Annotated in this window: 14 protein-coding genes; 7 read left to right on the forward strand and 7 right to left on the reverse strand. The window is 34.1% G+C overall.

Annotation, left to right across the window (positions count from 1 at the left end):
* The first annotated feature begins 108 nt into the window (after positions 1-108).
* Positions 109-696: a uracil-DNA glycosylase family protein gene (locus XYLOR_RS01295; RefSeq protein ID WP_245601932.1), complete on the forward strand. Its 588-nt coding sequence runs from the start codon at positions 109-111 to the stop codon at positions 694-696.
* Here XYLOR_RS01295 and XYLOR_RS01300 read toward each other — a convergent pair.
* Positions 663-1,241 (reverse strand): HdeD family acid-resistance protein, encoded by a 579-nt coding sequence (locus tag XYLOR_RS01300; protein WP_036876277.1) that lies wholly within the window; start codon positions 1,239-1,241, stop codon positions 663-665. The two genes, XYLOR_RS01295 and XYLOR_RS01300, sit on opposite strands and share 34 nt — an antisense overlap.
* A gap of 92 nt (positions 1,242-1,333) precedes the next feature.
* Here XYLOR_RS01300 and XYLOR_RS01305 point away from each other — a divergent pair, with 92 nt between their 5' ends.
* From XYLOR_RS01305 to XYLOR_RS01315, 3 genes are read left to right on the forward strand one after another with little or no spacing between them, the layout of a single operon-like run.
* Entirely contained in the window at positions 1,334-1,840 is a 507-nt protein-coding gene (locus tag XYLOR_RS01305; protein ID WP_036876280.1) for a histidine phosphatase family protein, read from the forward strand.
* A gap of 6 nt (positions 1,841-1,846) precedes the next feature.
* Positions 1,847-2,428, forward strand: a complete 582-nt coding sequence (locus tag XYLOR_RS01310; RefSeq protein WP_036876282.1) for a hypothetical protein — start codon at positions 1,847-1,849, stop codon at positions 2,426-2,428.
* A complete protein-coding gene (locus XYLOR_RS01315) occupies positions 2,425-3,813 on the forward strand; it encodes a BT4734/BF3469 family protein (protein ID WP_036876284.1) in 1,389 nt (462 codons plus the stop codon). Before XYLOR_RS01310 ends, XYLOR_RS01315 begins: the two co-directional genes overlap by 4 nt.
* 4 nt (positions 3,814-3,817) lie before the next feature.
* Here the strand turns inward: XYLOR_RS01315 and XYLOR_RS01320 are convergent, their stop codons facing one another.
* Both XYLOR_RS01320 and XYLOR_RS01325 read right to left on the reverse strand, forming a co-directional pair.
* On the reverse strand, positions 3,818-4,720 hold the full coding sequence (locus XYLOR_RS01320) for a hypothetical protein (RefSeq protein ID WP_036876286.1): 903 nt from the start codon (positions 4,718-4,720) through the stop codon (positions 3,818-3,820).
* A 312-nt stretch (positions 4,721-5,032) separates the two neighbouring features.
* Entirely contained in the window at positions 5,033-6,148 is a 1,116-nt protein-coding gene (locus tag XYLOR_RS01325) for an MraY family glycosyltransferase (RefSeq protein WP_036876288.1), read from the reverse strand.
* Positions 6,149-6,296: 148 nt separating this feature from the next.
* Between XYLOR_RS01325 and XYLOR_RS01330 the strand changes: the two genes are divergently transcribed.
* Together XYLOR_RS01330 and XYLOR_RS01335 are read left to right on the forward strand one after the other, a co-directional pair.
* Positions 6,297-7,457, forward strand: coding sequence for a metallophosphoesterase (locus XYLOR_RS01330; RefSeq protein WP_036876291.1), 1,161 nt, complete (start codon positions 6,297-6,299; stop codon positions 7,455-7,457).
* A gap of 26 nt (positions 7,458-7,483) precedes the next feature.
* The gene (locus tag XYLOR_RS01335) at positions 7,484-7,966 is read left to right on the forward strand and encodes a lipocalin family protein (RefSeq protein WP_036876292.1); all 483 of its coding nucleotides are present in this window, start codon (positions 7,484-7,486) and stop codon (positions 7,964-7,966) included.
* Positions 7,967-8,175: 209 nt separating this feature from the next.
* Here the strand turns inward: XYLOR_RS01335 and XYLOR_RS01340 are convergent, their stop codons facing one another.
* The 3 genes from XYLOR_RS01340 to XYLOR_RS01355 all read right to left on the reverse strand — a co-directional run bounded on the left by XYLOR_RS01340 (position 8,176) and on the right by XYLOR_RS01355 (position 10,862).
* Positions 8,176-8,544 carry a winged helix-turn-helix transcriptional regulator gene (locus tag XYLOR_RS01340; protein WP_036876294.1) on the reverse strand — a complete coding sequence of 123 codons (369 nt, stop codon included), beginning with the start codon at positions 8,542-8,544 and terminating at the stop codon, positions 8,176-8,178.
* 427 nt (positions 8,545-8,971) lie between these two features.
* On the reverse strand, positions 8,972-9,742 hold the full coding sequence (locus tag XYLOR_RS01350; protein WP_036876296.1) for a porin family protein: 771 nt from the start codon (positions 9,740-9,742) through the stop codon (positions 8,972-8,974).
* Positions 9,743-9,752: 10 nt separating this feature from the next.
* Positions 9,753-10,862 carry a PCMD domain-containing protein gene (locus XYLOR_RS01355; RefSeq protein WP_036876297.1) on the reverse strand — a complete coding sequence of 370 codons (1,110 nt, stop codon included), beginning with the start codon at positions 10,860-10,862 and terminating at the stop codon, positions 9,753-9,755.
* A 155-nt stretch (positions 10,863-11,017) separates the two neighbouring features.
* On the opposite strand from XYLOR_RS01355, the gene XYLOR_RS01360 reads away from it, so the two are divergent.
* Entirely contained in the window at positions 11,018-11,650 is a 633-nt protein-coding gene (locus XYLOR_RS01360) for a flavodoxin family protein (RefSeq protein WP_036876298.1), read from the forward strand.
* A gap of 322 nt (positions 11,651-11,972) precedes the next feature.
* Here the strand turns inward: XYLOR_RS01360 and XYLOR_RS01365 are convergent, their stop codons facing one another.
* Positions 11,973-13,226, reverse strand: a complete 1,254-nt coding sequence (locus XYLOR_RS01365; RefSeq protein ID WP_036876300.1) for an Nramp family divalent metal transporter — start codon at positions 13,224-13,226, stop codon at positions 11,973-11,975.
* Between the last annotated feature and the right edge of the window lie 41 nt (positions 13,227-13,267).

Consider the following 13,267-nt stretch of genomic DNA (forward strand, 5'->3'; position numbering starts at 1 on the left):
ATATTCTTTCGAGCTGCAAAGGTACTAACTATTTTTCATCGATGCAAATATTTTTCATATTTATTTTGTATACTGATTAAAAATAGCGATATTTGCATTCAAATAATTATGAGTACAGATAACATAGAAATAGAATATCATCCATTGCAGCCTTTTATTCCTGATGGTGCACGATTGCTTATGCTTGGCAGTTTTCCTCCTTCAAAGAAACGTTGGTGTATGGATTTTTTCTACCCTAATTTTATAAATGATATGTGGCGTATCTTTGGATTAGTGTTCTTTTCTGATAAAGAACATTTTATTATCAAAGATGAAAAATGTTTTGACCGTCAGTCTATAATTTCTTTTTTAAAACAGAAGAGAATAGCTATATATGATACTGCTATTGCTGTGCGAAGAATTAAGAATACAGCATCTGACAAAGACCTGGAAATTGTTGAGAGGACTGATATAAATGCTATGTTAATGGCTATGCCTTATTGTCATACAATAATAACTACAGGGCAAAAGGCTACGGATCAGATTGTTGAACGTTTCTCAATTTTGCAACCAAAAGTAGGTAGTTACACTGAGTTTGATTATGCAGGCAGACAAATGCGTCTCTACCGAATGCCAAGTTCTTCTAGGGCATATCCAATGAAGATTGAAAAAAAAGCTGACTACTATAGAGATATGTTTTCTTTTCTAAGCTTATAGTCCTTATATGCATTTATACATTCAGAAACTCCGTATACGATACAGCAGCAACCTATTATAATGAGAGGCAGACTTGCTGATTCTATTGGGTATATAAGAACGAATAGTCCTGTAAGCAGTATTATTGATGGGGCTAAATAGAATGCCCAAGATATATCGCTAATCTTTTTCAAATTTACAAGCATAATAAATTGATTTATTGCACCTAATATTATTATTGCTCCAAGTAGATACATCAGTAGAGATACAAATGTGTCAGGCATAAGAGTAAGAAAAAGTCCTAATATAATACTACCTAATCCAGCAATAGGTAATGATGGATTTCCACCGGATATTATTTTACCGTTAGCATCTAACAACTGTTCAGGTCTTGCATTCTTTCTGGTTGACAAGTATGTGGCGACAGAAAATACGCCAGGTAAGATAAAAAGAATACCAATACAAATCGTAATGCCTGTAATGGTCTTATCAGGGTATTTTATGAGTAGTATCCCGATGATAATTGCGCATATAGCGCGAAAAATAGAACTTTGTAATATTTTCATATAATAATTTGTTTACACAATATTACGCAAATTTAATGAGATTGTGCTTAAAATAGAAATTTTTCTGTAATTTTGTAGGAAAATATTTTTATATGACTTATTTATATTTAGTACGGCACGGAGAAACAGTAGATAATGTAAATCAAATATTGCAGGGGCAGACAGATGGGCAATTGACTCCAAATGGTATTCTTCAGGCGGAAAAAGTGAGAGATAACTTAAAAAAATCTCATTTCGACGCTATAGTTTCAAGCGATCTGCAGCGTTCTGTTGATACGGCTTTGATAATAGCTCAACCACACAGTCTTGAAGTGGAGAAAATACAATTGCTGCGTGAACGTGACTGGGGTGGATTTACTGGTGAGTTTATACCGGACCTTAAAGATAAAGTGTGGCCTGACGATATAGAAACCCTTGAACACATGATAGCTAGGGCACACAACTTTATTACATATATAAAGGCATCCTATAAGGACAAGCATGTATTAGCTGTAGGTCATGGAATAATAAATAAAGCGATTCAGGCGGTATATTATAATAAGACTATGAGTGAAATATCGAAGATGGCAAATGGAGAAGTGAGAATATTGATATTATGATGTATTATGGATAGACTTACATTTAGAGAATTGAGCCAGATTCTAGACCAGTATGTAATACCGGCTAAACACTTGTTTCCTCTTTGCTCTGAAAGTCTGGCTCATCATTTATGTACTATTGCAAACGACAGTATAAGTGAAGAAGATCTCATCTACTCTTTAGGCAACATAGGATATCGACCTTATATCAGTAAGGATATGATATGGAACAAAGGATGCCCTGGACCGATATGGTTTAAGATACGTTTTGTGCGTGATGTTCATACAATAGGGCTCTTTAGTTATTATGACACTAGTATATGCAAATCAAATATACTGAAACGCATAATACGTAATGCGAAAGAAAATCCGGTAATGCTTGTAAGAGAATTTTGTTGGTATGTTAATACTAGTCCTGACATATGTGCTATTGATATATCCGATGATGAAGTAATCGACTATATAATGTGGCTGTCAAAGCATTCATCGTCACCACGCAGTACAATGGCTGCTCTTTTGCTTTTCTATTTGGATATTAGGTTTGCTAATATTCTGTCGCCTGATCAGTTGCAATTTATTCGAGAAAACCCAAATCTTAAGATAAAATGAAATTAACACTATTCCACCAAAAAGACCATATAGAGATTTTTGCTATTGAATGGACGGAACTTATGCATCGCATACGCACTGGATACTGGCGCGATATAGTTGAAAAATGCCAAAATGAGGCTATGGGTATGGATGAACTAAAGAAGCGCCTGCCTGCTTTTGGTGTAAGTGTAACGTTCACTGGTGGTGATGAGGCTGCTAATGTGGTAAGATATAATCACATTGTCTGTATTGATTTTAATAAAGTTATTTCTCATGATGAGAAGGGAATGGAGAGGATAGACCAATGTCGTGATATATGCCGTGATATACCATCTGTCATAGGATTTTATGTAACAAAGAGCGGAATGGGATTTCGTGTATTTGTATTAGTAAATACAGGTATGGATGAACACAAAATGATTTATCATCCGCTTCAGGAATATTTTGAACAGATGTTCAATTTGCAGGCTGATGATAAATATATTGATGTTACGAGACTAAGTTTTGTAGGGTATGATCCTGATTGCTTTTTCCGTAATGTGGAAAATTTTGAACCTATGGATATGGGTATACTTGTACCCGAGATAAAGAATAAAAAACTTAAAAAAGATATACCGGACATTGAAAATAAGGTATGTGGATTTTTAAATAGCAGGTATGAATTCAGATACAATACACTTCTTAGGTGCCTGGAAGGACGAGTGAAGGTTAGTTTAAAAAATGCATTGCCTGAGTCTGTAAATTGGAGAACCGTAGACGACAGATTTAATGATTTACTCGTAAAATATGTCAATGATGGATTAACATACATTACATATAATCAGTTTAAGTGGATTCTAGACAACTATGTAGGTAAAGCAATTTATGACCCTATAAAAGATTTTGATTCAATTCTTCCTGATTGGGACAGGAAGGATCGAATAGGAGATTTTGCAAGACTATTGTCAACAAACGATAGTGCATATTTTGCAGACACCTTCACGTCATGGGCCGTAGATATGTATAAATCGTTAACAAGACCTTCTTTTCAGAATAATAGAATACTTATTCTTGAGTCACAAGCAAGATACAGCGGAAAGACCGAATGGATATTAGGCATAATTCCTGAAAATTTAAGGAAGTATACTATAGCAACAAATATTAATTTTGTATGTGATATAAATCATTATGTATTGGCAATAATCGAAGACTATGACAGTAAAGACTTGAGTCCAATAAAGAGACTTATGGAAAATAACAAGAAACTTTCTGTTGTTATTACGACATCAAGGGAGTTGAATATAAGTGGCAAAGGTATTAAGGTAGATCATTTCGTAATCAATAAAAAAGATGGGAGCGAAAATATCGCTCCCATCGATTATATCAATTTCTATAGTCAATTGAAATATTTGGCATCCAAATAATCACTTACCTGCGTCCTCCACCAAAGTGTCCACCTCCGTTTGTGCCGTTTTCATTAGATTTTGAACTTCCATTATTTCTTGATCCTCCAAAGTTCGAATTTCCTCTCTCAAATCCAGAAGAAGAATTACTGCGGCTAGGTGTGCTGAAAGATCTTGATGTAGGAGTAGTACCAGATGATTTGAAAGAGTTTGAATTCTGACCTCCATTATTGAATACGCCCCTGTTACCACCAGAAGGAGAGCGGCTACCACCGAAATCTGAATTGTTTAAATCATTATTATGCGTCACAGTGGTGCGTGTAGAACTCTCATGTCCATATCTGGTATTGCCAAATCTATGGTTATTATTAAATCTGTTCTGATTGTCAAAATCACTATGATTGAAAGTACCACTACGATTTCTTCCATTGTCAAATCCGTCTCTCATACCATATTCGTTCCTTCCAAAAGAACGCCCTTGATAATAACTACGTCCTCCATTATATCTCCAACTATGAATTCCACGATAAGAAGCGTAAAAAGATGGTCTGCCGAAATAGTAATAACTCCTTTGTGGGTAACGTGAGTATATACGGAAGTGCCAATATCCTCCACCCCAATATAGAGGACTGTAGAAATAAACTGCATTGCTGAACATATTGTACTGCCAGTCATAGAGTATATAACTCAAGTCTAGATTACGTCTAGTCCAATATGGTCCATTTATGTCATCATAGCTGCCTACACTCATCAGATAGTCAAGGTTAACTTCATAAGCAGCCTCATACTGATCGTCTGTAAGGTTTAACTCGTATGCCATCTTGTCTGTTAGGAATAGGGCTTCGTTACGTGCCTGCTCGTAACTCATTGCGTTAGTTGATACAGCTATCATAAAAAGAGTTGTTAAGGCTATTATAAACTTTTTCATAATCGTATGTTTTAAATTGTTCTTTTATTTATCACGTTACAAAGAAACTATAAAAATACGTTATATAGAAAGGAATTTCCCTAAAATGCTAGGGGAAAAACCCTATATATCAATATTTGGTGAAATTAATGCGTAATTTTGATAATAAAAATGTCATATAAAATCTGTTCAACTAATAGCTCTTAAGCATCATAGAAAACTACTCATGATAGGCTGCGGCCAGAATCACTATCTTATGAATTACTTCTATATTCGACGTAGTGTCGTGAATATATGTACCATAGTAGAGTATAGCAGACCCAATAAAAAGTTTTACCCGTAATGTTTTAATGCATCTGAACTTTTCATTTTCTTTTTTAATATCAAATCTACAACCCAATGTAATCCTGTGTATATTATTATATCTATTAAGACAATGAATTTAGTATAACATAAATGATAAAGTGCCGTATTAATTATAATGAATAGGGTTGAAATAGCTAATATAGAAATTGTTGTCTGATGCTGATTCATTCCAGTCCTCATCAGTTTATGATGTATGTGATTTTTATCAGCACCAAAAATGGGCTTCTTATTACGTAGTCTTATAAGAATTACCCTTGCTACATCGAATGTCGGCACAACTAGAAGTGTGTAAGCCAATAGCAGACCGTCTTTTCTATATGGCATTACGTAAGGGTTGTTCATCGAATATTTTACGAAGAGGAACCCCAATATAAAACCTAATGTAAGACTACCTGAGTCTCCCATGAAAATTTTCCTATTGTTTTCAACTTTACCTAGTATGTTGAAATATTGATATGGCACTAGTACACCAATAAGTCCGGATATTAATATAACATACGCCCAAACTCCTTGCAATGCGAACAGATACCCAAATCCAGTTAATGCTATTATGACAATACCGCCTGCCAGTCCGTCTATTCCGTCGATAAGATTAATAGAATTAGTTATAAAAACTATGATAAGCACTGTTATTGGGCAACCGATATATAATGGGATCTCCCATATTCCACAAAAACCATACATATTGTTTATATAAAGTCCTGATAAAGGCATAAAGCAAGCTGCAATAATTTGTACAATGAATTTTAGCATAGCAGGAAGACCAATTAGGTCATCTATAATGCCTATCCCATATATAAGAAGGATACCTACTAGAAAGTAAAGACTCCATAAGTTTATTGTCAAATTATGATTACTATTATAACAGAGAAGGCTTAACGCAATGATGAATGCCACAAGCATACTAGGTATGAATGATATACCTCCAAGTCTTGGAATGGCATTCTTGTGTGATTTCCTGTAATTGGGAATATCGTATAGCCTCTTTTCTTTGCAGAAATTTAATATGATGGGAATAAACACAAATCCGCATAAGGCACTTATAATAAAAGCAGATACTGTGATATATATGTATAAAGTCATTAATTATATTCATTTTGTTTATATAACTAAATGATAAGTTGATTATTGCATGTCTCGCTATGTTTTTATATGTATAAATTATTGTAAATACTATTGTCATTAAGTGAAAAATATTATCTTTGCCGTAACTACAAAATATAAAACGCCCATGATGATATTAGTATCCCTATTGATAGTTGCTCTGTTTGTATTACCAGATTACTATATATGGTCTGAATTCATCAATTGTAATATTGGTATGTTATGGAGTACTTTATATTGGTTACCAACATTGGCTGCTATACTGTTGATGATAATCGCTGCTGTTGGAGTCTATAATATAAACCGTATTCGGATTTTCTTTGGATTATTTACTTGTATAGCAATACCAAAATTTTTGTTCGTTATATCATCTGTTTTAGGTATTGCTATCAACTCTATATTGCATGTTTCAACTAATATACCTAATATGGTAGGAATAACACTCGCTGTTATTAGTTGTGTACTTTTTGCATATGGTTTTGTATTTGGTTGGCGAATGCTTAAGGTTAGAGACATAAAAATAGAATCCCGTGATTTGCCTTCAGAATTTAGCGGATACAAAATATTGCAGATTACAGATCTTCATTTAGGGACATTCGAAAATCGTAAGAAACTCATACGATCTGTTGTTGTAAAGGTACGAAGTCTGCATCCTGATATGATAGTCTTTACAGGTGATATAGTCAATGCTGATGCGAAAGAAATAGAACCATATATAGAAATATTGTCAAATCTTAAAGCTCCTGATGGCGTTATTTCTATACTTGGAAATCATGACTACTGTAAATATAGTAGGGAGAATACTACTATATCCAGGTTGAAAAAGAACATTGAAGCAGTTAAAAGTATTGAAGCAAAGATGGGATGGGATTTATTGCTTAATGAGAATCGCAAAATAAATCGTGGTGACTCATATATTTACATACTTGGTGTCGAAAATGACAGCGTACCTCCATTCCCATCTTATGGGAATTTGAAGAAAACTATAAAAGGAATACCAAAAGATGCCTTTAAAGTTTTGCTAAGTCATGATCCAACGCATTGGCGTCGTGAAGTATTACCTAAAACAAATATACAATTGACCTTGTCTGGACATACTCATGGTATGCAATTAAAGATTGGTCACCTTTCTCCATCAAGATTGGCTTTCAGGGAATGGGGTGGAATATATAAAGAAGGAATGCAAACTTTGTGTGTTTCATTAGGAATTGGTGGTACTGTTCCATTCAGGCTTGGCGCTTGGCCGGAAATAAACTTGATAACTTTAAGTACAATGATAGAAGAATAATAAATGAAACATAAGGAGGGTTTAATATGAAAAGTTTTTTTAGCAAAAGAAGATCTGATCATTTAGATATAAAACCAGTAGAAAATTTAGAAATAGAAAGATATCTTGGCGTTTGGTATGAACTGGCACGCTTTGAAAATAGATTTGAACGTGGTTTAACAGATGTTATGGCTGAATATTCTTTGAAAGAAGATGGATCAATTAAGGTCGAAAATTCAGGATGGAATACTAAAAAGGGTATTAGAAGTAGAATAATAGGTCATGCAAAAACCACATCCATGCAAGGGCTACTACGTGTATCATTCTTTTGGAAATTCTATTCAGACTACAGAGTACTAATGATTGATAATGATTATCAGTGGTCTTTAGTCGGTGCCGGTAATTCTGATTATTTATGGATATTATCACGAAATACAAGTCTCTCTCAAGATACGATAGAAAAAATTATTACAGAAGCACATAAAAGAGGGTATGATACCAGTAAATTTGTATTTTCAATTATGAATTAATATCTACTTAATTAAGAAACATAAGTATAGGTGCTTTAATTAATTCGTCTTATGTTTGTAAAATATGGATAAAGCATTTATAATATAATGCACTAGATTAAAAATATGATTTGTTAACACCATATAATCATTTAATGCTTTAATTTAATATTTTACTATTCAAAATTATATTTTTAAGATGGGAAAAATAATCGCTTATAACTAGCTTTTTATTTAGTTATATGCTGTTTCCGTTCTTCTATAATATCATTCATATTTTGTTTTGCCCACAATAAAAGATTATTTATAATTGGAATTAAAGACTTTCCACGTTCTGTTAAACTATATTCTACTTTCGGAGGAACTTCTGGATATACTTTACGGTAAATAAGACCATCTGCTTCAAGAGTTCTTAAGGTTGTTGTCAGCATTTTCTGTGATATATCAGGTATTTTACGTTGTAACTCATTGAATCTCATTGTGCCATTTCCATTAAGAGTAAAGAATATTAGCATAGACCATTTGTTTCCTATACGAGAAAGTACATTACGTACAGGGCATCTAGAGTTTAGTGATTCTTTTATTTCGTTTTTTGTCATAATCATTTATTCTTTAGTATACAAAAGTAACTAATATTATTTAAAGAGTGCGCATGTCGTAAAAATATTTTGTTAAACTATGTAAAACTTAAATTTATAATGTGCTTGTTTCTCGAAATAGTAACTGACTTAACTTTACGTGCCTACTTGTTTAATATGCTTTATAACAGTAACTTTGCAAATGATATTAATAATAAATGATTAATAAAATACGATTATTAAAGAAATAGAAAAAATTCAGAAGGCAGTATTGTTAGGGTTGCATCAGATGCAAAACAAGCATTGAAAAATACAGGTGAAATCGAAATAATAATATGTGTTCAATATAAAGTCAATTCTTTTGGAGCAGAAGATGCCCATGATGGCATTATGTTTAATGGTAAAATAAAGAGCATCACGTTAAGCAAATTGACGTGATGCTCTTTTTTTAGAATTTATACGACCAACCAAGTCTTAGGTAGATAGGATACATATTAAAGGTTACAGTTTTGAAACTGCTCTCAAATATATTACTCATGCCAAAAGACATGTCTGCATTTAGACAAAGGTGTTTTTTACTCATCCATGATCCTCCGATTTGTAATCCCGGTTGCAATCTGCGCAGATTATCAGAAAAATCATATGTACCACGTTTACCATCTGTAAAAAGTATCTTTTGGCCAACAGGTGTATTCTGCCGTAAGTATCCATCAGTCACATAGCCTGAGAAGTCACGGTGAATAGCGTAAGAAAGATAGATGCCTGCACGAAATTTCCATCTACTGTCTAGTCTGTAATTAGCAAGAATAGGTACTGTGATGAATGTATTACTATATTTAGTATTTACATATCCAGTCCAGTAGCCGCTAACTTTGCTATTATCGTCGTATGAGACTTCCGTATGATAACTTTTTACCGTTGCTCCGGTGTGCATACTTTTTGATTCTATAAGTAGCCCGGCAGATAATCCCCAATGAGAATATTTATTTAGCCACCTTGTTACATCACCTCCAATTACTCCGTTGAATCTCGGATTATAACTATCTATGGATCGTATTTCACGTGGTATGGATAAAGGAGCTGTTCCTCCTATGTTTATACCACAATTCAACTCATATTCCCAATCTTGACTGTTGTACGTATCTATATGCGTCTTATCTGCAGATGCAGCTGATACATAACATACTATAATGTATGTAATTAATAATATTCTTTTCATTTCTTATTTTCTATTTGTAGAACAATTGCATTTCATCAACACATAATGAACTTCCAACAGCTCCGTTGAATGCTGCTCCATCTTCACTTGATGACATTATTATAGAAATGTTATAATTCCCATTTTGTAGTTTATCGGCATCTATACTTTTGCCATCTCTTATAACAAATGGTATTGCAAAACGAGTCCATGTATCAGTCTCTTTTTTATCTGTTATACGAGCTATTGCAACTATATTACTACTTGTAAGAGAATTGGTTCCGTCAAGATACTGTACGTCTTTGGTTACTTCATATAGCACGGCATAAATGTCGAATGTATCAGTTTTTCCCTGTACCGGGTTATTCTTAGCATCTGTAAATATAGGACCGGCTTTGTATTTATAATACCCAACAAGTTCTGTTGGAGTGTGTTTGAAAGGAATTCCAAAATGAGTTGACTTTGCAGGGATTGAAAGGTCTAGATTAAATGTACCTAGAAATAAATTTCCGGCTGCGATAGGTGTACCAAACATAGCTCCCCATTGACCCGTACTGCGGGTAGTCATATTAACACACTTTCCGATATATCCATTATCATCTTGGAATGTTGGATATTGATTAGCCGGCTTATCTGAGTTTAATATAGCAAACCCCTCATTTCCGCTACCCCAGTCATTTTTTTCGCCCTCTGTATTTGTGTCATAAAAGATATCAAATCCTGTTGTAGCGTTTCCTGTTCCATCATCTGATAAATTACCATATCTTATATTTTCAAAGTCATATTGGGTCTGCATATTAGAGAATGTGAATTCTACGGTATAAGGCTTTTGCCAATTCCCATCCTGAGATTTCACAATGTAAGTCTGTGGTTTGGAAAAATCGAGAGTAGTACCACTGGCAGGTGATATTGTTGCTCCATCAGTTAATGTGAATTGCGGACTTTGACTTTTAATATCAACAGAATCTTTCACATACAGTTTAACACTTTCGTTTGTAATAACAGGATCTCGTATTAAAATTCGGTTATCAACTTTGCATGATGTTATATCGGCTTCACTATTTAAAGCTTCATCCTTGATGCACGAATTAAATAAAAATAATACTGGCATCAAGAAAAACATAGTACTTTTAATTTTCATATTTACTATATCTTTAAAAACGTGCAAATGTAACACTTATTTGTGGATATACAACATCCGTATGTCTTATATGATAAAAAAACAGATATTTTTATTTGTGTAATTGATTTTTTTCGTTTAATTTTGTCATTTAGTAAAAACAAAAAGATATAATAATGAAAGTCTTATTAGTAAACGGCAGTCCTCGAAAAAATGGCTGCACCTATACAGCATTGTCTGAAGTAGCTAATACATTAAATGAGGAGGGTATAGATACTGAAATCTTCTATATTGGTACAAAACCTATTGCAGGTTGCCTCGGTTGTGGAAAATGTGGAGAACTTAAAAAATGTATTTTAGACGATAAAGTTAACGAATGCTTGGATAAGTTGGCTAGTGCTGATGGCTTTATATTTGGTTCACCAGTATATTATGCATCAGCAAACGGTTCTTTAATTTCTTTAATGGACCGCCTTTTTACTGCTGGTTTAAGAAGAGGGAAAGAGAGTTTTTATTTAAAGCCGGCTGCAGCTGTAACATCTGCCAGAAGAGCTGGTACAACATCTACTATAGATGAAATAAATAAGTATTTCTCTTTAGCACAAATGCCAATTGTCTCTTCTCAGTATTGGAATATGGTACATGGTAATACCCCGGAAGAGGTAAAACAGGACATAGAAGGCATGCAGATTATGAGAACTCTAGGTAGAAATATGGCTTTTATGTTGAAATGCAAAGACGTGGCCATTAAAGCCGGTATAGAGATGCCCAAAACAGAAGAGCCTCTAAAAACTAATTTCATAAGATAATTAGTCTTTATTGAGTTCCCATTATTAATAAATATATGTGAAAGGCAACACCATTAATAAATCAGAGCTGTTGTTTTACTCAAACGTAGGTTACTCCCCAAGTCTTAAAAAATGAAAAGGTCTAACTTAGAAGAATATTACCCTATATAAATCCAAAGAGACTGCACGGAACAATTCGTACAGTCTCCTATTTATAAACTCACAGCACTTTTTGCTTATGTAGTTTTTTTATTAAATCTTAATGTTATAGGTACTATGAACGATGCATTAAAAATTCCTCATTTAATGAACTAAAATTTCATTTTCCAGACTTGTTTTTCTCTTATTTCACAATGAAACTTGACACGAGTAACATAAGAGATAATCCGACTAATATGGCAACCGTAACCCATCCAATGAGATTGATAATGGGCTTGTTGATATGCCGGCCCATAATTTTCTTGTTATTCACCAACATAATCATGCAAATAAGGACAACCGGAAGCAATATCGCATTGATTACCTGCGACCATATAGAGATACCTATCAAAGGGGCCTTTGGTAAAAGAATAATGCCTACTGATATGATAATAATGGCTGTATAGAGGGTGTAGAACTCTTGTGCCTCACCCCACTTCTTACTGATTCCCGCATCAAAGCCAAAAGCTTCGCACACATAAAAGGCTGTAGCTAATGGTAATATGGTTGCAGAAAAGATAGATGCGATGAACAACCCGAAGGCAAACAACTGAGAGGCAAAGGCTCCCGCTAGTGGCTTTAGTGCTAATGCTGCATCTTTAGCTTCGTTTATGATAATGTTATTCTCGTGAAGTGTAGATGCGCAAGCAACCATAATGAAGAAGGCTACAATGACTGTCCCAATACACCCGATAATAATATCAGCCATGACATAATTATATTGAGAGATCTTTAGTTTCTTCTCTATCACAGAAGATTGCATGTAAAACTGCATCCATGGAGCAATTGTGGTTCCTACTAATCCTAATACCATGGCTATTGTTGATCCATCAGCTTTGACTTGTGGCATAACTATCGCATGTCCTATCTCAGCCCAATGTGGATGCCCTAATAAAGCCGAGACAACATAGGTAAGCAGTGAAACGCTGAAAATAAGGAAAATACGCTCAGCAACGGTGTATGTTCCTTTCACCACTAAAATCCACACGATGAAACCAACCAAAGGCACCGAAATGTATTTGCTGACCCCAAATATTTCAAGGCTACCTGCTACTCCGGCAAATTCAGTGGTCGTATTGCCTATATCTGCTAATAACAGACCTAAAAAAATAAAAAAAGTTATCTTTACCCCTGCATTCTCACGAATAAGAGTAGCCAATCCTTTACCTGTCACAATTCCCATACGGGCATTCATTTCCTGTACAACTAACAAGACTAAGAAAGATGGTATCAAAGTCCAGATAAGATTGTAGCCATACATTGCTCCCGCAACAGAATAAGTGGTTATACCTCCGGCATCATTGTCCACACTGCCTGTTATTATTCCCGGTCCGAGAATTGCAAGAAACAATCCTATCTTTTTTAATAATTTATTATTAGTAATTTTTTTAAAGGTCATAATTTGTATGTATATTAAATAGCACCCTGAATGCTATATTA

This window comes from Xylanibacter oryzae DSM 17970, from assembly GCF_000585355.1.
GTDB lineage: Bacteria > Bacteroidota > Bacteroidia > Bacteroidales > Bacteroidaceae > Prevotella > Prevotella oryzae.